Origin of the sequence: Mesorhizobium sp. B2-8-3 (assembly GCF_006440815.1) — a bacterium.
In the GTDB taxonomy this organism is placed as follows: domain Bacteria; phylum Pseudomonadota; class Alphaproteobacteria; order Rhizobiales; family Rhizobiaceae; genus Mesorhizobium.
This window is the reverse complement of record NZ_VFTW01000009.1, coordinates 76045-94990: the sequence shown is the minus strand read 5'-3', so window position 1 is coordinate 94990 and position 18946 is coordinate 76045. Positions and strand designations below refer to the sequence as shown.

The window sequence follows — 18946 nt, the reverse complement described above, 5'->3', positions numbered from 1 at the left end:
GCTCCTCCCCTTCGCCAGCAACGCCACCAGCAAAGCAGCCAGATGAAGCGTTCCGTTCCTTTCGAGATATTCCGCTACGCCGCGATCCTCGCGGCGATGGCGGTAACGCTGGTGCCGATCCTGTGGATGGTGTCGATGGCCTTCAAGCCGATCGGCGAATGGTCGGCGACGGGCGCCGACCTGACCTGGTGGCCGAAGCAGCCGACGCTTGCCAATTTCCAGTTCGTGTTCGGCCATTCAACCAACGACCTGATCGTCGCGCTCGACCACACAGCGCTGAAGCCGATCCTGTCGTCGCTCTTGTCGGCGGTGTTCGGGACCGTGATCGCCATGTCGGCCGGCACCGCCGCGGCCTACGGCCTGTCGCGCTTCGGCTCCGGCCAGAACCTGCCGCTCGCGCTGATCCAGCTGAGGCTATTTCCGCCGATGGCCGTCATGATCCCGGTGATGATCATGTGGGCATTCCTCAATCTCAACGACACATGGTGGGGGCTGGCGCTTATCTACGGCATCGTCACGCTGCCCTTCGCCTTCTGGCTGATGAAGACCTTCTTCGACGACATGCCGCGCGAGATCGAGGAGGCAGCACTTGTCGAGGGCTGCTCGCGGCTGCGCGTCTTCACCCGCATCACGCTGCCGATGATGCGCGCGCCGCTGGCGAGTGCCGCGCTCTTCGTGTTCATCCTCAACTGGTCAGATTATCTCATCGCGCTGCTGCTCACCACGCGCGAATGGGTGACGATCCCCGTCTACATGGCGTCGCTGTCGTCCTCGATGACCGGACAGCTCTACGGCGCCAAGGCCGCGCTCGGCCTGATCGCGGCGGTGCCGCCGGTCATCATGGGCATCGCCATCCAGCGCCACCTGGTGCGCGGGCTGACCTTCGGAGCGCTCAAGCAATGAGCGCGGTGATGGCGACGATTTCGGAGGACGAGATGGGCGTGCGGACAAAGCCCGCCACGCCTGACGAGGGCGCGAGGCTGGGCTTCCGACTGACCTTGCCGGCGCAGATCCTGGTGCTGTTCATCTCGGCCTTTCCGCTGCTGATGCAGCTTTACATCAGCGTCACCGACTGGTCGCCGCTTTCGGGCGCCGGCTGGTGGAACGCCTGGGAGATGTGGAACAGTTTCGCCAACTACACCGATCTCGCGGCCGACACCCGTTTCTGGAGCGCGCTGCAGCGCACGGCGATCGTCATGCTGGTCTGCGTGCCGGCGGAGTTCCTGCTGGGCCTGGCTCTGGCGACGCTGTTCGCCGACGAGTTTCCCGGCAAGCGGATCTTCTATTCGATCCTGCTGATGCCGATGATGGTCGTGCCCGCGGTCGCCGGCTACATGTTCTTCATGCTGTTCCAGTCGGGCGGCCCAGTGAACGACATCCTGTCGAGGATCGTCGGCACGCCGGTGACCATCGCCTGGCTGTCGGATCCGAACCTGGCGCTGATCGCGGTCATGATCGCCGACATCTGGCAGTGGACGCCGCTGATGTTCCTGATCCTGCTCGCCGGCCTGGTCGGCGTGCCGGAAGACCAGATGAAGGCGGCGACGCTGCTCGGCGCCAATGCCTGGCAGCGCTTCATCACCATCGTGCTGCCGAAGATGAAGACGATCATCATCATCGCGCTGGCGATAAGGGTGATCGAGAACTTCAAGATATTCGACACGCTCTACATCATGACCGGCGGCGGTCCCGGCGTCGCCACCGAGACGATCTCGGTCTACATCTACAAGGTCACCACGCAGGACCTGATCTGGGGCTATGTGGCGGCGATCGCGCTGGCCATCCTGATCGTGCTTTCGATCGTCGCGGTCTACGCGATGAAGCGCATGGCGAAGGCGCGAGAGGTGCCGGCATGAGCGCCATCCACCTCAAGAACCTGGTCAAGACATTCGGCGACTTCACCGCGCTGAAGACGATGGACCTCGAAATCGCCGATGGCGAGTTCATGGCGCTGCTCGGACCCTCGGGCTGCGGCAAGTCGACGACGATGAACATGATCGCCGGCATGGAGGAACCGACCAGCGGCAAGATCCTATTTGGCGAGCGCGACATGGCGGGCGTGCCGATGGGACGGCGCGGCGTCGGCTTCGTCTTCCAGAACTACGCCATCTTCACCCATATGACGGTTCGGCAGAACCTCGCCTACGGGCCAAGGATGCGCGGCGCCGCCAAGGCCGACATCGATCGCCGCGTCGGCGCCATCGCCGAGATGCTGCAGCTTTCGCCATTGCTCGACCGCAAGGCGGACCGGCTGTCAGTCAACATCCTGCAGCGCGTGGCGATCGGCCGCTCCGCGATCATGGAGCCGGCGATCTTCCTGCTCGACGAGCCGCTGTCCAATGTCGACGCCGCCTTCCGCGCGGTGATGCGCACCGAGCTCAAGCAGTTGCAGCGCCAGTTCAAACAGACGATGGTCTATGTCACGCATGACCAGCTCGAAGCGATGACCATGGCGGACCGCATCGCGGTGATGGATCATGGCGTGCTGCAGCAGGTCGGCACGCCGCTCGAAGTCTACAACAATCCGGCCAACGTCTTCGTCGCGCGCTTCATCGGCGCGCCCGGCATGAACCTGCTGAAGGGCAGGCCGGCGGAAAGCGATCGCGGACTGGTGATCGATCTTGGACCGCTCGGCGTCACGCCGCCCTTGCCGGATGAACTGGCTTCAGCTGCGAGAGCGGCGCGCGGCGACGTGCTCTACGGTTTCCGGCCCGAGCAGGTGGCGCTTGCCGAGCGCGGACTGTCGATGCCGGTAAGCTTCGTCGAGCGGATCGGCGCGCGCACCATCGTCCATCTCGGCGAAGGCGAGAGCGCGGTGAAGGCGGTGTTCGAGAACGATGTCGGGCTGTCGGTCGGGCAGACGGCGGTCGTCGCGCCGCCGGCCTCGTCGGTGCGCGTCTTCGACGCCGCCACCGGCCTTGCAGTGAAGGCGGGCTGAGACATGGCCGATATCGTTTTCCGCAATGTCACGAAGCGCTACGGCAACACGCTTGCCGTCGACGACGCCTCGTTCACCGTCAACGACAACGAGTTCTTCTGCTTCTTCGGGCCGCCGCTGTCGGGCAAGTCGACGATCCTGCGGCTGGTGCTCGGTCTGGAAGTGCCGGATCAAGGCGAGATCCTGATCGGCGGCAAGCCGGTCAACAGCGTCTCGCCGGCCGAGCGCAACGTCGCCATGGTGTTCCAGAACCTGGCGCTGTTTCCGCATATGAGCGCGCGCGACAATGTCCGCTTCCCGCTGGTCGAGCGGAAGGTGGCCGAGGCCGAGATAGAGAAGCGGCTGGCCGACGTCGCGGCCAAGCTGCACATCGGCCACATCCTGCACAAGCCGCCGGCGCAACTTTCCGGCGGCGAGCGGCAGCGCGTGGCGATCGCGCGCGCACTGGTGCGCGACCCGGCGGCCTATCTGATGGACGATCCGATCTCGGCGCTCGATGCGAGGCTGCGCGAGGAGACGCGCGTCGAGCTGAAGCGCATCCAGCGCGAGCTCGGCAAGACGCTGATCTATGTCACGCACGACCAGGAGGAGGCGATGTCGGTCGCCGACCGCATGGCGATCCTGGAGAACGGCCGCATCAGGCAGATCGGCGCTCCGGCGGAAATCTACGACCGGCCGGCAAGCGCCTATGTGGCGCGCATGCTCGGCTCGCCGATGATGAACATCCTGCCGTCGGTGCGCGGCGCAAGCGGGATCGAGGCGGCCGAAGGGACAATCCGAATTGCCGATGCCAGAGCGCCCGCCGAGGCGATCGAGATCGGGCTGAGGCCCGAAGACATCAAGGTGCGGCCATGGACGGGCAACGGGACGGCGGAAGGTCGCCCGGCGCGGGTGTTCGAGGTCGAGCCGCTCGGCGGCTACACCGTGGTGACGCTCGCGGCAGGGCAAGCGCGGCTTAGGGCACTTCTGCGCGGCCAGCCCGATATCAGGCCGGATGCGATGGTGGCGATATCCTGCGAGCCGGGTCGCGTGCATTATTTCGGCCAGGATGGAGGCGCGCTGTGACGGCGGCCGCGAGGAAAGAATTTCGGGAGGAAGAGATGGCAGGCAAAGGCTTCGAGCCGGACGTCAAGGTTCGCACCAGGGATTACAAAATCGGCTGCGTCGGCGCCGGCATGATCATGGCCGAGTGCCATCTGGCGGCTTACAAGGAAGCCGGCTTTCCGGTGGTGGCGATCGCCTCGCGCACCAAGGCGAATGCTGAGAAGGTCGCCACCCGCTGGGACATTCCGACCGTTCACGACACGCCGGAAAAGCTGATCGAGGATACCAACGTCGACTTCATCGACCTGGCATTTCCGCCAGACCAGCAGCCGGCGCTGATCCGGCACGCGTTGAAGCAGAAGCATATCAAGGCGATCCTGGCGCAGAAGCCCCTGGCGCTGTCGGTCGAGGAAGCCGTCAAACTGCGCGACGAGGCGGCGAAGGCCGGCAAGGTCCTCTCGGTCAACCAGAACATGCGCTACGACCAGTCGATGCGCGTGTTGAAGCAGATCATCGACAGCGGCGCGCTCGGCGACATCGTCTTCGCGCAGATCGACATGCACGCGATCCCGCATTGGCAGACTTTCCTTCAGGGCTACGACCGGCTGACGCTCGCCAATATGAGCGTGCACCACCTCGACGTGCTGCGCTTCCTGTTCGGCGATCCGGACGAGATCACGACGCTTACGCGCAAGGACCCGCGTACCCAGTTCGACCATTCCGACGGCATCACCGTGTCGACGCTGCGCTTCCCGTCGGGCGTGCTTGCCGTGTCGCTCGAGGACGTGTGGTCCGGCCCGCGCCAGGACGGCTATAAGGACGACCAGCACATCAACTGGCGCGTCGACGGCACGAAGGGCGTCGCCAAGGGCACGATCGGCTGGCCGACCGGTGCCGCCTCGACGCTGACCTACGCTTCGGCCGAGACGACCGGCGGCGAATGGGTGAGCCCGAGCTGGAAAACGATGTGGTTCCCGCACGCCTTCATCGGCGTCATGGAGCAGCTGCAGCACGCGGTGAAGACCAGCACGCCGCCGGCGCTCTCCGTCGCCGACAACGTCAAGACCATGGCGCTGGTCGAGGCGGGCTACCGCTCGATGGCAGAGGGCCGCACGGTCAAGCTCTCCGAAATCCCGACAAACTGAATCAACCCAATCAACTGAAATTACTGGCAACTGAATCGCTTACAGGGAGGAATTCAAGATCATGATGCAGGCAGGTATTTTCACGGGCTATTTCCCGTACGGCCTCGAAGAAACGGCGCAAAAGATCCGCGGCCTCGGTTTCAACACGGTGCAGCTCGATCTGCATTTCAAGGATGTCGACCTGTCGGCCGGCCAGATCACCAAGGATAAGGCGAAGAAGGTGCGCGATACCTTCCGCGACCATAACCTGCCGGTCTGCTGCGTGTCGGGCTATACGAACATCATCCACCCGGACAAGGCGGAGCGCGAGAAGCGCGTCGGCTATCTCAAGGAGATCATCCGCAACGCCCGGCATTTCGGCTCGCCTTACGTGATCTCGGAGACCGGCACCTACAACACCGAGTCCGACTGGGTGCATCATCCGAAGAACAAGACCGAGGAAGGTTTCGAGGAATGCCGCAAGGTGATCGCCGACCTTGCACAGACGGCTTACGACCACGGCGCGGTGTTCCTGCTCGAAACCTATGTCAACAATGTCGTCGGCTCGGTCGAGGAGACGGTGAAGATGTTCGCGCAGGTCGACCATCCCGGCCTTGGCCTGCTGATGGACCCAACCAACTATTTCGAGACCCACAACATCGACCGGATGGACCAGATACTCAACCAGGTCTTCGACACGCTGACCGACAAGATCAGAATAGCCCACGCCAAAGACGTGAAGCGCTCGGGCGACGACAAGTCCGAGAAGCATGCCGATATCGGCGACGCCGACGCGATGGAAAGCCACACCTTCCGCGGTGTCGGCGAAATCGAACTGCCGGCGCCGGGCCTCGGCTCGCTGAACTACGACCTCTATCTTCAGCGGCTCGCCGAAAAGCATCCGAACATCCCGATGATCATCGAGCATCTGTCGGAAGACGACGTGCCGCGCGCCAAGAAATTCCTCGACGGGAAGCTGCGCGCCAGCGGTCTGTGAGATCGCAGGGCGCCGCCCATTCCGGAGCGGCGCCTGCATTTGCAAGATAGGAGGAAACGAGATGTTGAAGTTTGGATTGAAGCTGGTCGCTGCGGCGACGGTGCTTGCCGGCGTCGCGTTCGGCTCGGCCGCGCAAGCGCAGGACGGCCAGAAGACGTTCTATCTCTTGTCACATGGCGGCCCGTCGGACGCGTTCTGGATCGACTGGAATGCCGGCGCGACCAAGGCCTGCGACCAGCTCAAGGTGACCTGCAAGATCTCCTTCAGCGGCGGCGACATGGCGGCCCAGAAAGAGGCTTTCAACTCGGCGCTGGCCGCCAAGCCGGACGGCATCGCCACGACGTCAGCGCAGCCCGGACTGTGGACCGAGGAAGTGAAGGCCGCCAAGGCTGCCGGCATACCGATCGTGTTCTTCAACACGGACGACCCGGCGACCGGCCGCCAGGCCTATGTCGGCGCCGACCTCAAGGAAGCCGGCGCGATCTGGGCGAAGTATCTCGTCGACCGCAAGATGGTGAAGCAGGGCGACAAGGTGTTCCTGCCGGTCGAAGTTCCGGGCGCCAGCTACCAGCAGCTCGAGACGGAAGGCATCGCCGGCGTCTTCGATCCGCTCGGCATCAAGTATGACGTGGTCGACTGCGGCACCGATCCGGCCGGCATCATCGCCAAGATGACCGACTACATGGTCGCCAACAATCCGCCGGCGATCATCGCGCTGGGCGATTCCGTGGCAGCCAGCGTCAAGCGGGTGTTCGACGGCGCCGGCATTCCGGCCGGCAAGATCCCGGTGGTCGGCTGGGGCAATTCCAAGGAGACGGCGCAGGCGGTGAAGGACGGCTTCGTCAACGCCGCCGCCTGGCAGTATCCCTCGGCGCAAGGCTTCATGCCTGTCGCGCTGCTCGGGCTTGCGGCTTCGGGCGAGCCGATCGGCTACGACATCCACACCTTCGGCCTCTACGACGCCTCCAGCGTCGAGCCGATCCTGAAGCTCTACGACAAGAAGTGAGGAACTGGCGCCCGCCGCGTGAGCGGCGGGCGCAAGGCAGAAAGCATGGTTCAGCAAGTCATGGTTCAGCAAGTCGGGGCAGTTACCTCGGAAGACGGCGCAGGGCGCGCGAAAGGCAGGTCGAGGCTGATGCGCTCGCCGCAATTCTCCTCCTTCGTCATCCTCATCATGCTTCTCGTGGTGTTCGGCGTCGCCGACAGCAATTTCCTGTCGCCGCTCAACATCTCCAACATGATGGCGTTCCTGCCAGAACTCGGCATCATCGCGCTCGGCATGACGCTGCTTCTGACCGCCGGTGAATTCGACCTGTCGGTGGGCGCGGTGTTCGCGCTCGCCCCGGTGGTGGTGATGCTGCTGGTGCAGAACGCCGGCGTCGATATCGGCGTGGCGCTGCTGGCCGGGCTTTTGCTGTGCATCGTCATCGGCGCGATCAACGGCGTGATCGTCACCAAGATCGGCATCTCGTCCTTCCTGGTGACGCTGTCGATGCTTTTGATCGTGCGGGGTGCGGCGCTCTACATCACGCAGGGCTTTCCGCTCAAGTCATGGGACCAGCCCGGGTTTTTCGTCACGCTGCTCGCCGGCAGCTTCAATGTTGGTTCGTTCCGCTTCTACACCTCGCTGTGGTGGTTCGTCGGCCTGTCGCTGCTTGCGATCTACATCCTGCGCTACGCCAAGCTCGGCAACTGGATCAGCGCCATCGGCTCCAACCGCAACGCGGCGGTGGCGCGCGGCGTGCCGGCCGACGCGGTCAAGATCTGGCTGTTCGTCCTGACCTCGGTGCTTGCCGGGCTCGCCGGCATGATCAGCGCCTTCCGCATTTCGGCGGCCTCGCCGGTGGCGGGAACCGGCTACGAGCTCGAAGTGATCGCCATGGTGGTGGTCGGCGGCACGGCGCTGACCGGCGGCCGCGGCACCATCCTCGGCACCATCGTCGGCGCGCTGATGCTGCGCGCGATCCGCAACGGCATCGTGCTCGTCGGAGTGCCCGGGCTCGCCTACAACATCTTCGTCGGCGTCATCATCCTCGCCATGCTCATCCTGCACGCACTGCTGCAGAAAAACGCCGCAAGGAGCTGATGATGATGCAGGAAGTGCTCCGGCTGCAGAATCTGCAAAAATCCTTCGGCAGCGTGCGCGCGCTGAAGAATGCCTCGCTGACGCTCAAGGAAGGCGAAGTGGTGGCGCTGCTTGGCGACAACGGCGCTGGCAAATCGACGCTGATCAAGGCGATCTCGGGCGTTTTCCCGATCGATCGCGGCGACATCTATGTGCGCGGCGAAAAGGTCTCGATCCGCTCGACGCGCGAGGCGATGGACCTCGGCATCGAGACCATCCACCAGGACACATCGCTTGCGCCGGACCTCAGCATCGCGCGCAACCTGTTCCTCGGCCGCGAGCCGGTCAATCTCAAATGGCTGGGCGTCTTCGCGCCGCTTGACCTCGCCAAGCTGCGCAATGCTGCCTCAGCGCTGCTGAAGCGCGTCGGCATCTCGAAGAAGCTCGACGCCGACGCGTTGGTCTCGACGCTTTCCGGCGGCGAGCGGCAGTCGATCGCGATCTCGCGCGCCATGCAGTTCGCCGCCAAGGTGATCATCCTCGACGAGCCGACCAACAATCTCGGCGTCGAGGAAACGCATGGCGTGCTGCGCTTCGTCAAAGAAATGCGCGAGGCCGGGCATTCGGTGCTCTTGATCACCCACAACATCCACCATGTGTTCGAGGTCGCCGACCGCATCATCGTCATGCGCCGCGGCGAGATCGTCGCCGAACAGACGGTCGCCGACACCGATCTTTTGACGGTGGAAAGCCTGATAACCGGCGCCGACCTGTCGGCCCTGATGAAAAGGGCGCAGTGACGGCATGGTGAAGCTCTACGGACAAACGCTTTCGCGCCGGCAGGTCGCCGAACGCTCCGGCATGCTGTCGCAATTCGCCGGGGTGCGGCTGATGACGCTTGGCGACGGCGTCGAGCGCGGCATCCGCATGCTCGAGTTCCGCACCGGCTCGGGCCTGCGCTTCACCGCGTTGGTCGACCGCGCGCTCGACATCGCCGATTGCGAGTACAAGGGCCAAGCGATCGGCTGGCATTCGCCGAGCGGGTTTCGCAACCCAGGCCTGCACGATTATGAAGGCGAGGACGGCTTTGCCTGGGGACGGTCCTTCTCCGGCCTGCTGGTCACCTGCGGCCTCGACCACATTCTCGGCCGCAACGAGGTGCCGGCCGAAAACTACAATTATCCCGGACGCAAGACCGTGACGCATTCGCTGCATGGGCGCGTCGGCACCATTCCGGCGCGGCTCACCGGCTATGGCGAGGCCTGGGACGGCGACCGCTGCGTTTTGTGGGCGGAAGGCATCGTCCAGCAGGCGAGCGTGTTCGGCGAGGATCTGCACCTCATCCGCCGCATCGAGGCCGATGTCGGCGGCAACGAGATCCGGCTCTCGGACCGCGTCGTCAATCACGGCTTCCACCGCACGCCGCATATGTATTTCTACCACGTCAATGTCGGGCATCCGCTGCTCGACAAAGGCTCGCGCTACCTGGCGCCGATCCGCGACGTGGTCTGGGCCGCGCATGCCGGCGAGCGCTACGAAGCGCAGGAGGTCGGCTACCGCACCATGCCTGAGCCACAATTCGGCTTCAGCGAGCAGGTCTGGCAGCATGAGCTGGGCGCCGACGCCAGGGGCGAGGTGCCGGTGGCTGTCGTCAACGACCGCCTCGGCCTCGGCTTCGAGGTCGTCACCCGCAAGGACCAGTTGCCTTGCTGTTACGAGTGGCAGAATTTCCAGGCCGGGCAGTATGCGCTTGGCATCGAGCCCTCGACGCACCATGTGCTCGGCAATCTTGCCGCGCGCGAGCGTGGCGAGATGATCTGGCTGGAGCACGACGAGACCCGCGCCTATGACGCGGTGTTCCGCGTCCTCGACGGCAAGGAGGCGATTGCTGGTGCTGAACGCAGGATCGCTGCCATCGCCCGCCAGCCCGAGCAGGATTATCCTCAGCCCTCCGGCAAGTTTCCAAGACTGGCGGGCAGGACATGAGCGCGACAAATATCCAGAGCAAGCCCTCCGGCCGGCGGACCGGATTTGATTGGAGGCCGATTTGACCATGGCGAAAAAGCGCGACTACAGCCTTGTCGGCGAAAGCACACGTACGGCGATCGAAACCGGACTTGCCTCGGCCGAGTGGTATCACACCGACGTGGCGCGCAAGACCATGAAGGAATTGATGCAGCGCTCCGACGGGCCGGCGATCCGCGACACCATCATCTGGATCGCCGCGATCCTGGGCTCGGCCGCCGGCATCGTCTGGTTCTGGGGCAGTTGGTGGGTCGTGCCGTTCCTGTTCGTCTATGGCGTGCTCTATGGCTCTTCGAGCGACTCGCGGTGGCACGAATGCGGCCACGGCACTGCCTTCCGCACGCGCTGGATGAACGACGTCGTCTATCACATCGCCTCGTTCATGCTGATGCGCAATCCGGTGCAGTGGCGCTGGAGCCATGCGCGCCATCACACCGACACCATCATCGTCGGCCGCGACGCCGAGATCGCGGTGATGCGGCCGCCGGATCTCATCAAGGCGGCTTTGGCCTTCACCGGAATCCTCGATTTCCGCTATTCGCTGCCGACGCTGGTGCGCCAGGCCTTCGGCACATTGTCGGACGACGAGAAGAGCTACGTCCCGGAGATGGAGCAGCACAAGGCGGTGACCGCGGCGCGCTGGCATATGGCGGTCTATGTTGCGACGATCGCTGCCGCGATCGCGCTTAAGTCATGGATACCGCTGGTGCTGATCGGCCTGCCGCGCCTCTACGGCACCTGGCACATGGTGACGACCGGTCTATTGCAGCATATCGGATTGGCCGACAACGTCACCGACCATCGGCTCAACACGCGCACCGTCTATATGAACCCCATCAGCCGGTTCATCTACTGGAACATGAACTACCATGTGGAGCACCACATGTTTCCGATGGTGCCCTACCACGCGCTGCCGAAGCTGCATGAACTGATCAAGCACGATCTGCCGGTGCCGAACCCGTCGATGTGGCACGCCTATCGCGAGGTCTGGCCGGTGCTGCTCAGGCAGCTGAAATACGAGGACTATTATCTCAAGCGCGAATTGCCGCCGACGGCCAAGCCCTATCGTGGCGAATTTCATGATCTCGACATAACGGCCGCGGCCGCCGAGTAGGCGTGGCGCAGCAATCCGGAGAAAGACGATGGCCGGAGAGGGACGATGGCGGAGTGGGTCGAAGCATGCGCGGTGGGCGATGTGGACGAGGAGGATGTGATCCGCTTCGACCATGGCGGCCGTACCTTCGCGATCTACCGCTCGCCGGATAATGATTTCTTCGCGACCGATGGGTTCTGCACCCATGAAAAGGCCCATCTGGCAGACGGGCTGGTGATGGACGACATCATCGAATGCCCCAAGCACAATGGCCGCTTCAACTACAAGACCGGCCAGGCCAAGGGCGCGCCGGTCTGCGTCGACCTCAAGACCTATCGGGTCAAGGTCGAGGCCGGTAAGGTGATGATCGATATCGGCTGAAAGCCGTCAGACAAAAACAGGGTGTACCGATGAGCCGAAAGAGACCGACCGTTGCCGATCTGCGCGCCATGAAGGGCAAGCGGCAGCTTACCATGCTACGCGTGCTGACGCTGGAGGAAGCCGAGGCCGCCGAACGGGCAGGGGTAGACATCGTCTCGGTGCCGCCGGAACTGGTGCTCAATCCGCAATATCGCGATGCCGCGCCCAGCCTCTTCACCATGCCGGGCGACAATTTTTTCGAGATCGGCACCACCGACGATTTCGTGCGCTGGTCGTTCCGGCTCTACAAGGCCGGCGCCGACGCCGTCTATTGCAGCGCCGGCTACGCCACGATCAAGCGCATGGCCGACGATGCCATCCCCGTCATCGGCCATGTCGGGCTGATCCCGTCGCGCGCCACCTGGACCGGCGGCTTCAAGGCGGTCGGCAAGACCGCCGATACGGCCATGCAGGTGTTCGAGGCGGTGAAGCAATTGGAGGCCGCCGGCGCCATCGGCGCCGAGATCGAAGTGGTGCCGGTGGAGGTGGCCAAGGCGATTTCCGAGCGCACTTCGCTGATCATGCTGTCGATGGGCGCGGGCACGGGCTGCGATGCGCAATATCTGTTCGCCGAGGATATTCTCGGCACCAATCGCGGTCACATGCCGCGCCACTCGAAAGTCTACCGCAACTTCGCCGCCGAATACGACCGGCTGCAGGCGGAACGCATCGCGGCGTTTTCGGAATATGTCGCCGACGTCAACAGCGGCGCCTATCCGGAAGACAGGCATATCGTGCACATGGATCCGGACGAGCTCACCCTCTTCATGAAGAAGGTGGACGCAAAGTCCTGATCCGCCGCGAGCTTCAGCCTGCAGCTGGTAAACCTCGCCAGATTCCGCTGGCGAGGACGGCATAGAGCGCCTCGGAATCAATGCCAAGCGGCCTGTCTTCCTTGAGCGTGGCCACATGCGAACGTACGGCCGCGTGGATTGCGCCCGTGGCGGGCGCGAGCGTTATGCCCTCGCGCAAATCGACGGCCTGCGCCGCCGCCATCAGCTCGAAGGTAATCAGCCGCCGCCACAGCACGGTCATCTCGGCGCATTTGGCGACAGCGAGCGGCGTCTGCGTCGCGTGATCCTCGACGCCTTCGGACACCGGCAGGAAATCGAGCATCACCGGATTGGCCTTATGACGGATCGCGGCCAGGATAGCCGTCACCGTTTTCTGCAGCGGGACGAAGCCCGCCGAGGCGCCGCCGATCGGCGAGAGGTATTTCGGCAGGCCGTGGCGGGTCGAGCCGGTGAGCTGGATGAAGCGCGCGGCTGACGCCGCCGCGCATTGCGCGATCGCCAGGCCAAGCGTCTCGAAGGCGAGCGCCAGCGACGCGGTGTGGAAGTTGCCGGTCGACATGACCAGCTCATCCTCGGCAAGCACCAGCGGATTGTCGGCGGCGGCGTTGAGCTCGATCTCGACCGCCAGCCGCGCATGGTCGATCGCCTGGATGAGCGCGCCATGGATCGAGGGCATGCAGCGGATCGACAGCGGATCCTGGATCGTGGTCGGCGCCGGCGCTTCATCGCGCGCCAGCAGGTCGCGCAGCGCCTTTGCCGCAAGCTGCTGGCAGGCGCCAGGGCGTGCCTGATGCTGGCGCGGATCGAGGATGGTGCGGTTGGCGCCAATACCTTCCATCGTCAGCGCGCCGGCCTGCTGTTGCTGTTCGAGCGCCGACAGCGCATCGGTCAGCGCCAGCGCCCCGGTGCCGGCCGAAACCGCCGAGGCGTTGATCAGGGAGAGGCCGTCCTTCGGCGAGAGCGTGACAGGCGCAAGCCGCGCCATCATCAGCGCCTTGGCGGCAGGCATGCGGCGGCCCTGGTATTCCGCTTCGCCTTCGCCGATCAGTACCCTGGCGATCGCCGTCATCAGCAGGAGGTCGCCGGCGCCGATCGAACCCAGCGACGGCATCACCGGATGCACGCCGGCATTGAGAGCCTCGACCAGCGCCGTGAACACGCGCGGCGACAGGCCAGAGCCGCCGGAAGCGAGCATCGCAAGGCGGGCGAACATCGCCGCCCGCACCGCCGGCACGGGCAGGGCCTCGCCGACGGCGGCGCTGCGGCCTTCGATCAACTGGCGCTGGAAGGCGCTCGCGTCGCCTTCGACCGGGGTGACGAGATTGGCGCCGAGACCTCTGTTCAACCCGTAGATCTGCTGGCCGCCGGCCGCGGCGGCATCGAGGACCTGGCGTGCCTTGGCGAGCTTTTCGAGGACGGCAGGCGTGACCTCGACCTTGCAGGCATTGCGCGCGGCGGCAACCACATCCTCGATGCTGACGCCGGCGCCGGTGAGAACGAGCGGGCTCATGCGAAGCGCAGCCGCTGGCCGATGCCGTTTTCGCCGGCCTTGGCGAGCATGGCCTTGCCGAGCGCAATGTCGGAGAGCGAGAGGCCGCGATGCCAGAACAGGATCGTCTCGCCATCGCTTTGCCGGCCCGGCTTCAGGCCGGCCGCGATCTGGCCCAGTTCGGCGTGGAGCGTCGCCTCGCTCAGCCGTCCCGTCTCGACATGGGCGCGCAGCGAGCCGAACTTGCCGCCCTTGCACTGCCCCCAGTCGTCGACGACGATCTTTTGCATGATGTCGGTGAGCGACAGTTCGACGGCGCTCATCGTGCCGTAGGGCACGACCAGCGCGCCCCGCTTGATCCATTCGGTCTTGAGCAGCGGCTGCGGCTCCGGCAGCCGCGAGGCCTCGACCACGATATCCGCGCCTTCAACGCAGCTTTTCCAGTCTGCCACGGCCAGGACCGGCTTGCCGAGGTCGGCGGCCAGCTTCGCGGCGAAGGCGTCGCGGCTTTCCGGCCGGCGCGAATGGACGCGGATCTCGTCGAAGTCGAAGAGATGGTCGAGCAGGCGCACATTCCAATAGGCGGTGCCGCGCGCGCCGATATGGCCGAGCACCTTGGACGACTTCTTCGCCAGGTGCCTGGCGCCGATGGCGGTGACGGCGCCGGTGCGCATGTCGGTGATGACGGTGGCGTCGAGGATGGCGCGTGGCGCGCCGGTGCGCGGATCGAAAAGGTTGAGAATGCCGAATTCCGACGGCAGGCCGTGCTTGTAGTTGTCGACATAGTCGCCGACGATCTTCACGCCGGCGGCGTCGAGCGGCGCCACATAGCCGCGCAGCACGTTGAAGTGACCGTGGAAGGACGGGTCGGGCTCGAGATGGACGCGCGGCTCGATCACAGTCCGGCCGTTGCCCTGCGCGACGAGCCCGGCTTCCACGGCGCCGATGATCTCGGCGTCGGTCATGGCAAGCGCTTCGATGTCGAGAGCATTGAGGTAGTCGATATAGATGGGCTTCATGCGTTTTCCTCGGCCACCCCGGGCTCATCCATAACAGGCGAAACGGCGACACGGAAGTTTGTTGGATAAGCTCTGGACTGGACCATGCTTATGCTGTTCAACCAGCGCGTCATGACCAGCATCCCCGACAACGAAGGCGTGTCCCGGCCGATGGATTCCGCAAGGCAGTCGCGGCGCGTCGCGCTGATCGTGGCGGTCGCCTTCTTCATGCAACTGCTGGATTCGACGATTATCTCGACCTCGCTGCCGCAGATGGGGCAGTCCTTCGGCGTGCCGGCGGTGGCGATGAGCATCGGTATCACTGCCTATATGCTGACCATGGCGGTGTTCGTGCCGCTGTCGGCGTGGCTTGCCGACCGGTTCGGCGCGCGCAACATCTTCCTCGTGGCGATCGCGCTGTTCACGCTGGCCTCGATCGCCTGCGGCTTTTCGCGGAGCCTGACGGAGTTCGTCGCGGCCCGCATCGTGCAGGGCCTTGGCAGCGCGCTGATGACGCCCGTGGGTCGTATCCTGGTGCTGCGCAACGCCGAAAAGTCGGAGTTGCTCAACGCCACGGCGCTGATCACCTGGCCCGCCCTGTTCGCGCCGGTGGTCGGTCCGGTGCTCGGCGGCTTCATCACCACCTATCTCTCCTGGCATTGGAACTTCTTCATCAACGCGCCGCTGGGGTTGGCCGGACTTGCGCTGGTCGCCCGGTTCGTGCCGGGCGATCGCGTATCCGAGGCGAAGCCATTCGATTGGCCGGGCTTTTTCCTCACCTCGCTCGGCCTTGCGGTAATGCTTTACGGGCTTGAGCGCCTGGCGCATCCCGAGGACGGCTTGCTGCCGACGATAGGCTCCATCGGCATTGGCATAGTGATCGGCTGGTTCGCCGTTCGCCACCTCTTGCAGGCCCGGCATCCGCTGCTCGACCTTTCGGCCTTCAAGATACTGACCTTCGCGATCTCGACGCTTGCCGCGGGCACGGTCTTCCGTGTCGCGATCAACGCCACGCCCTTCCTGCTGCCGCTGCTGTTCCAGGTCGGCTTCGGGCTGCGTCCAGTCGATGCCGGCCTATTGGTGCTGGCCTATTTCCTCGGCAATCTCGGCATGAAGACGGTGACCACACCGACGCTGAGGCGCTTCGGCTTCCGCACCGTGATGGTGGTGAACGGGGCGATCGCATCGCTGGCGATCATGGCTTGCGGCGCGATCTCGCCGCAGACGCCGCTGGCGCTGACCGTCGCGCTGATGCTGGTTGCGGGTCTCACGCGCTCGATGCAATTCACCGCCCTGAACACGCTTGCCTTCGCCGATATCGGCGCGCCGCAGCGAAGCTCGGCCGCGACGCTCTCCAGCATGCTGCAGCAGATAGCGATGCTGTTCGGCGTGGCGATCGCGGCGGCGATCCTCAATTTGTCGCAGATCGTCAGAGGCGAAGCCGTGCCCGACCTTGCCGACTTCAGAATCACCTTTGTCTCGATCGGCCTGCTCGGTCTCGCCGCGGCGATGCGCTTCCTGGTCCTGCCGGCCAATGCCGGGGCTGAGGTTTCTGGCCATTCGACGAACAATTGAGGTCGCGCCGGTCGCATTTTTCGGACTTAAATTGCGTCGGCTCCGCGCCTTCGAACGGGCTCTTCCGCCGACCGGGCTATCGGCGCAACGGATTGCCAAAAGCGCAGGAGTTTCCGGCTATTGCGCCAGATTCGGCAATCGATGCGTCCACTTGAAAAATAGTCGGAGAGGCGCGGGTCTGAACGCGGATTCATTTGACGAGCCACTGTTGAGCCGATTAGCTTTCGGGCGGGATGGGAGCCGACACGGCCTTGCCATCGGGGCGAAAGACATAGGCGATGAATGCGATCGGCTGGCCGGACTGGAGGCGCCTTAATCAAGAAGGCATCGTCTTTGCCATCGCCATCCTGCTGTTCGCCGCCGCTGCGCTGGGCCTGCCAGGATTCCTGACAGCCGACAATCTGGTGGCCATCGTTCGCTCGGTCTCTGTGCTTGGCATTCTGGCGCTCGGCATGGCGGTCGTCATCATCGGCCGCGGCATCGACCTGTCGGCGGTGGCGATCATGGCGATGTCGGTCGCCTGGTACCTGCAGTTGCTCAACACCGGTACCTCGGACGGGCTCGCCTTCGTCTATGTGCTGGCGGGCGTGCTCGCCATCGGCCTGCTCAACGGCTTTCTCGTCGCCTATGCCGACGTGCCGGCTATCTTCGTCACTTTGGCCACCGGCTCCTTCGTGTTCGGCTATGTGCGCTCGCAACTGATCACCCAGGATGCCGTGCCGGTGCCTGGGGGGCACTGGGTCGAGCTGCTCGGCGGCATCCGCTTCCTCGATATTCCGGTCGAGGTGTTCGTCTTCGCCGGGCTGGCCTTCCTGGTCTTCCTGTTCCTGCGCTACACCAAATGGGGCCGCTTCATCTATTTCGCAGGCGACAATCCGGTCGCCGCCCGCAACATCGGCGTCCCGGTGCGGCCCATGCTGGTGCTGCGCTATGTGCTGTCGGCTTTCGTGGCCCTGATCGCCGGCCTGCTGACGGCGGCCAGCCTGCATTCGATCAACACCCGCATCGTCAATTCGACGCTGCTCTACGACATTGTCCTGGTGGCGGTGATCGGCGGCATCGGGCTGTCCGGCGGCAGGGGCGGGGTGCGCAACGTGCTGGTGGGAGCGGCGCTGATCGGCATCCTGCTCAACGCCATGACCATCATCGACATTCCGCTGCTCTACCAGAACCTGATCAAGGCGGCGATCCTGTTAGGGGCCATCATCGTCGACGGCATCATCAATCCGCGCGACGAACAGACGGCGCAACAAGGCGACATTTAGAGCAGATGGGCTAGCCCATCTTGCTCTCGGGGTACCCGGAGCGATCGCGACGATCGGCCGGCAATGAAAACCGAACCAGAGGATGTGACATGAAACTACTCAGAACATTGATGACCGCCGCCACGGCGCTCGCCGTTACCGCCTTCGTGGCGCCGAGCTTCGCCGCCGACGATCCGGGTCCGGCCGCCTATGCCAAGTCGCTCAACGGCAAGCGCGTCATGCTGGTGCCGCTGGCGATGGGCTTCGACCTGGCGCAGGGCTGGGCGCACTATCTGAAGAAGGAAGTCGAGGCCTGGGGCGGCACCTTCGAGACCCGCGATCCGAACTGGGTCGTCGATGCCGGCGCGCAGGCGATCACCGACGCTATCGCTTCGGACACGCGGCCTGACGTGCTCATCATCCATGCGCCCGACCTCAACTCCTATTCGAAGCTGATGAAGAAGGCGCAGGCCGCCGGCACCTATGTGCTGCTGGTCGACAATCCGGCCAACTTCCCGGCCGATGCCTTCGTCGGCAGCGACTGGGACAAGCTCGGCCAGCTCGAAGCCGAAGCGGCGATCAAGGGCTGCGGCGAGAATTCCTCCAAGAAGATCGGGCTGGTGCAGGGCGACCAGGCGAACTCCTCCAGCCTCTACCAGTATGCCGGCATCATGAAGGTGCTGGAGAAGCATCCCGACTTCCAGGTGGTGGCAAAGCCCGACTCGAACTGGGACGCGACCACCTCGCGCAACGTGACGACGACGATGCTGCAGCAGCACCCTGACATCTGCTCGATCATCGACTTCTGGGATGGCGACGCCACCGGCGCCTCGGCCGCGATCCGCGACGCCAAGCTCGACGGCAAGGTGTTCCTGGTCACCACCGGCGGCGGCGAGAAGGCGGCCGATTGCGACAAACTCGTGGACGGCACCTACGGCGCCGTGGTGATGACCGATCTTGCCCGCCAGTCGGGCGACATGAACGCCATCATCAAGTTCCTGCTGCAGAGCGGGCAGCCGGCGGGCACCTCGCACACCTATATCTACACGCTGGAGAAAGCGACGACCAAGGCCGACCTCAAGCCCGACAGCTGCTGGGACCTGAAGGCGCTGCAGGCCGAAGCGGCGGCGAAATAAGCCA

General features: G+C 64.5%; 18 protein-coding genes. 16 read left to right on the top strand and 2 right to left on the bottom strand.

Annotation, left to right across the window (positions count from 1 at the left end; genetic code table 11):
• Nucleotides 1-42 precede the first annotated feature (42 nt).
• The 13 genes from FJ418_RS15945 (at nt 43) to FJ418_RS15885 (ending at nt 12500) form a co-directional block, all read left to right on the top strand.
• Nucleotides 43-903, top strand: coding sequence for a carbohydrate ABC transporter permease (locus FJ418_RS15945; RefSeq protein ID WP_140867112.1), 861 nt, complete (start codon nt 43-45; stop codon nt 901-903).
• Entirely contained in the window at nt 900-1856 is a 957-nt protein-coding gene (locus tag FJ418_RS15940) for a sugar ABC transporter permease (protein ID WP_140867109.1), read from the top strand. The genes FJ418_RS15945 and FJ418_RS15940 overlap by 4 nt, the downstream gene beginning before the upstream one ends.
• Entirely contained in the window at nt 1853-2938 is a 1086-nt protein-coding gene (locus tag FJ418_RS15935) for an ABC transporter ATP-binding protein (RefSeq protein WP_140867106.1), read from the top strand. The genes FJ418_RS15940 and FJ418_RS15935 overlap by 4 nt, the downstream gene beginning before the upstream one ends.
• A 3-nt stretch (nt 2939-2941) precedes the next feature.
• Nucleotides 2942-4003 (top strand): ABC transporter ATP-binding protein, encoded by a 1062-nt coding sequence (locus FJ418_RS15930; RefSeq protein ID WP_140867104.1) that lies wholly within the window; start codon nt 2942-2944, stop codon nt 4001-4003.
• A 35-nt stretch (nt 4004-4038) separates the two neighbouring features.
• Nucleotides 4039-5127: a Gfo/Idh/MocA family oxidoreductase gene (locus tag FJ418_RS15925; RefSeq protein ID WP_140867101.1), complete on the top strand. Its 1089-nt coding sequence runs from the start codon at nt 4039-4041 to the stop codon at nt 5125-5127.
• Between the two features lie 61 nt (nt 5128-5188).
• Nucleotides 5189-6103, top strand: a complete 915-nt coding sequence (locus FJ418_RS15920; RefSeq protein ID WP_140783659.1) for a sugar phosphate isomerase/epimerase — start codon at nt 5189-5191, stop codon at nt 6101-6103.
• A gap of 61 nt (nt 6104-6164) precedes the next feature.
• Complete coding sequence (locus FJ418_RS15915) at nt 6165-7109, top strand: substrate-binding domain-containing protein (protein ID WP_140867098.1); 945 nt, start codon at nt 6165-6167, stop codon at nt 7107-7109.
• Between the two features lie 60 nt (nt 7110-7169).
• Nucleotides 7170-8189, top strand: a complete 1020-nt coding sequence (locus tag FJ418_RS15910) for an ABC transporter permease (RefSeq protein WP_181166959.1) — start codon at nt 7170-7172, stop codon at nt 8187-8189.
• 2 nt (nt 8190-8191) lie between these two features.
• A complete protein-coding gene (locus FJ418_RS15905; protein ID WP_140640041.1) occupies nt 8192-8968 on the top strand; it encodes an ATP-binding cassette domain-containing protein in 777 nt (258 codons plus the stop codon).
• A 4-nt stretch (nt 8969-8972) separates the two neighbouring features.
• Nucleotides 8973-10154: an aldose 1-epimerase family protein gene (locus FJ418_RS15900; protein WP_140867092.1), complete on the top strand. Its 1182-nt coding sequence runs from the start codon at nt 8973-8975 to the stop codon at nt 10152-10154.
• A 67-nt stretch (nt 10155-10221) separates the two neighbouring features.
• Nucleotides 10222-11307 carry a fatty acid desaturase family protein gene (locus FJ418_RS15895; protein ID WP_140867316.1) on the top strand — a complete coding sequence of 362 codons (1086 nt, stop codon included), beginning with the start codon at nt 10222-10224 and terminating at the stop codon, nt 11305-11307.
• Between the two features lie 45 nt (nt 11308-11352).
• Complete coding sequence (locus tag FJ418_RS15890) at nt 11353-11667, top strand: MocE family 2Fe-2S type ferredoxin (protein ID WP_140855788.1); 315 nt, start codon at nt 11353-11355, stop codon at nt 11665-11667.
• A gap of 29 nt (nt 11668-11696) precedes the next feature.
• Nucleotides 11697-12500, top strand: coding sequence for a 3-methyl-2-oxobutanoate hydroxymethyltransferase (locus FJ418_RS15885; RefSeq protein ID WP_140867088.1), 804 nt, complete (start codon nt 11697-11699; stop codon nt 12498-12500).
• A 13-nt stretch (nt 12501-12513) separates the two neighbouring features.
• Here the strand turns inward: FJ418_RS15885 and hutH are convergent, their stop codons facing one another.
• Together hutH and FJ418_RS15875 are read right to left on the bottom strand one after the other, a co-directional pair.
• Nucleotides 12514-14010 carry a histidine ammonia-lyase gene (hutH, locus tag FJ418_RS15880; protein WP_140867085.1) on the bottom strand — a complete coding sequence of 499 codons (1497 nt, stop codon included), beginning with the start codon at nt 14008-14010 and terminating at the stop codon, nt 12514-12516.
• On the bottom strand, nt 14007-15008 hold the full coding sequence (locus FJ418_RS15875) for an ornithine cyclodeaminase family protein (protein WP_140783666.1): 1002 nt from the start codon (nt 15006-15008) through the stop codon (nt 14007-14009). The genes hutH and FJ418_RS15875 overlap by 4 nt, the downstream gene beginning before the upstream one ends.
• A gap of 111 nt (nt 15009-15119) precedes the next feature.
• Here FJ418_RS15875 and FJ418_RS15870 point away from each other — a divergent pair, with 111 nt between their 5' ends.
• The 3 genes from FJ418_RS15870 to FJ418_RS15860 all read left to right on the top strand — a co-directional run bounded on the left by FJ418_RS15870 (nt 15120) and on the right by FJ418_RS15860 (nt 18942).
• Nucleotides 15120-16562 carry an MFS transporter gene (locus FJ418_RS15870; protein WP_140783679.1) on the top strand — a complete coding sequence of 481 codons (1443 nt, stop codon included), beginning with the start codon at nt 15120-15122 and terminating at the stop codon, nt 16560-16562.
• Nucleotides 16563-16840: 278 nt separating this feature from the next.
• Nucleotides 16841-17827, top strand: a complete 987-nt coding sequence (locus FJ418_RS15865) for an ABC transporter permease (protein ID WP_140867082.1) — start codon at nt 16841-16843, stop codon at nt 17825-17827.
• Nucleotides 17828-17916: 89 nt separating this feature from the next.
• The gene (locus FJ418_RS15860; RefSeq protein ID WP_140867079.1) at nt 17917-18942 is read left to right on the top strand and encodes a sugar ABC transporter substrate-binding protein; all 1026 of its coding nucleotides are present in this window, start codon (nt 17917-17919) and stop codon (nt 18940-18942) included.
• Nucleotides 18943-18946 lie beyond the last annotated feature (4 nt).

What these genes read in the sequence shown, in the direction of transcription:
- FJ418_RS15945 (WP_140867112.1), top strand. Translation starts at nt 43, where the DNA reads ATGAAGCGTTCCGTTCCTTTCGAGATATTCCGCTACGCCGCGATCCTC.
- FJ418_RS15940 (WP_140867109.1), top strand. Translation starts at nt 900, where the DNA reads ATGAGCGCGGTGATGGCGACGATTTCGGAGGACGAGATGGGCGTGCGG.
- FJ418_RS15935 (WP_140867106.1), top strand. Translation starts at nt 1,853, where the DNA reads ATGAGCGCCATCCACCTCAAGAACCTGGTCAAGACATTCGGCGACTTC.
- FJ418_RS15930 (WP_140867104.1), top strand. Translation starts at nt 2,942, where the DNA reads ATGGCCGATATCGTTTTCCGCAATGTCACGAAGCGCTACGGCAACACG.
- FJ418_RS15925 (WP_140867101.1), top strand. Translation starts at nt 4,039, where the DNA reads ATGGCAGGCAAAGGCTTCGAGCCGGACGTCAAGGTTCGCACCAGGGAT.
- FJ418_RS15920 (WP_140783659.1), top strand. Translation starts at nt 5,189, where the DNA reads ATGATGCAGGCAGGTATTTTCACGGGCTATTTCCCGTACGGCCTCGAA.
- FJ418_RS15915 (WP_140867098.1), top strand. Translation starts at nt 6,165, where the DNA reads ATGTTGAAGTTTGGATTGAAGCTGGTCGCTGCGGCGACGGTGCTTGCC.
- FJ418_RS15910 (WP_181166959.1), top strand. Translation starts at nt 7,170, where the DNA reads ATGGTTCAGCAAGTCGGGGCAGTTACCTCGGAAGACGGCGCAGGGCGC.
- FJ418_RS15905 (WP_140640041.1), top strand. Translation starts at nt 8,192, where the DNA reads ATGATGCAGGAAGTGCTCCGGCTGCAGAATCTGCAAAAATCCTTCGGC.
- FJ418_RS15900 (WP_140867092.1), top strand. Translation starts at nt 8,973, where the DNA reads ATGGTGAAGCTCTACGGACAAACGCTTTCGCGCCGGCAGGTCGCCGAA.
- FJ418_RS15895 (WP_140867316.1), top strand. Translation starts at nt 10,222, where the DNA reads ATGGCGAAAAAGCGCGACTACAGCCTTGTCGGCGAAAGCACACGTACG.
- FJ418_RS15890 (WP_140855788.1), top strand. Translation starts at nt 11,353, where the DNA reads ATGGCGGAGTGGGTCGAAGCATGCGCGGTGGGCGATGTGGACGAGGAG.
- FJ418_RS15885 (WP_140867088.1), top strand. Translation starts at nt 11,697, where the DNA reads ATGAGCCGAAAGAGACCGACCGTTGCCGATCTGCGCGCCATGAAGGGC.
- hutH (WP_140867085.1), bottom strand. Translation starts at nt 14,010, where the DNA reads ATGAGCCCGCTCGTTCTCACCGGCGCCGGCGTCAGCATCGAGGATGTG.
- FJ418_RS15875 (WP_140783666.1), bottom strand. Translation starts at nt 15,008, where the DNA reads ATGAAGCCCATCTATATCGACTACCTCAATGCTCTCGACATCGAAGCG.
- FJ418_RS15870 (WP_140783679.1), top strand. Translation starts at nt 15,120, where the DNA reads ATGACCAGCATCCCCGACAACGAAGGCGTGTCCCGGCCGATGGATTCC.
- FJ418_RS15865 (WP_140867082.1), top strand. Translation starts at nt 16,841, where the DNA reads ATGAATGCGATCGGCTGGCCGGACTGGAGGCGCCTTAATCAAGAAGGC.
- FJ418_RS15860 (WP_140867079.1), top strand. Translation starts at nt 17,917, where the DNA reads ATGAAACTACTCAGAACATTGATGACCGCCGCCACGGCGCTCGCCGTT.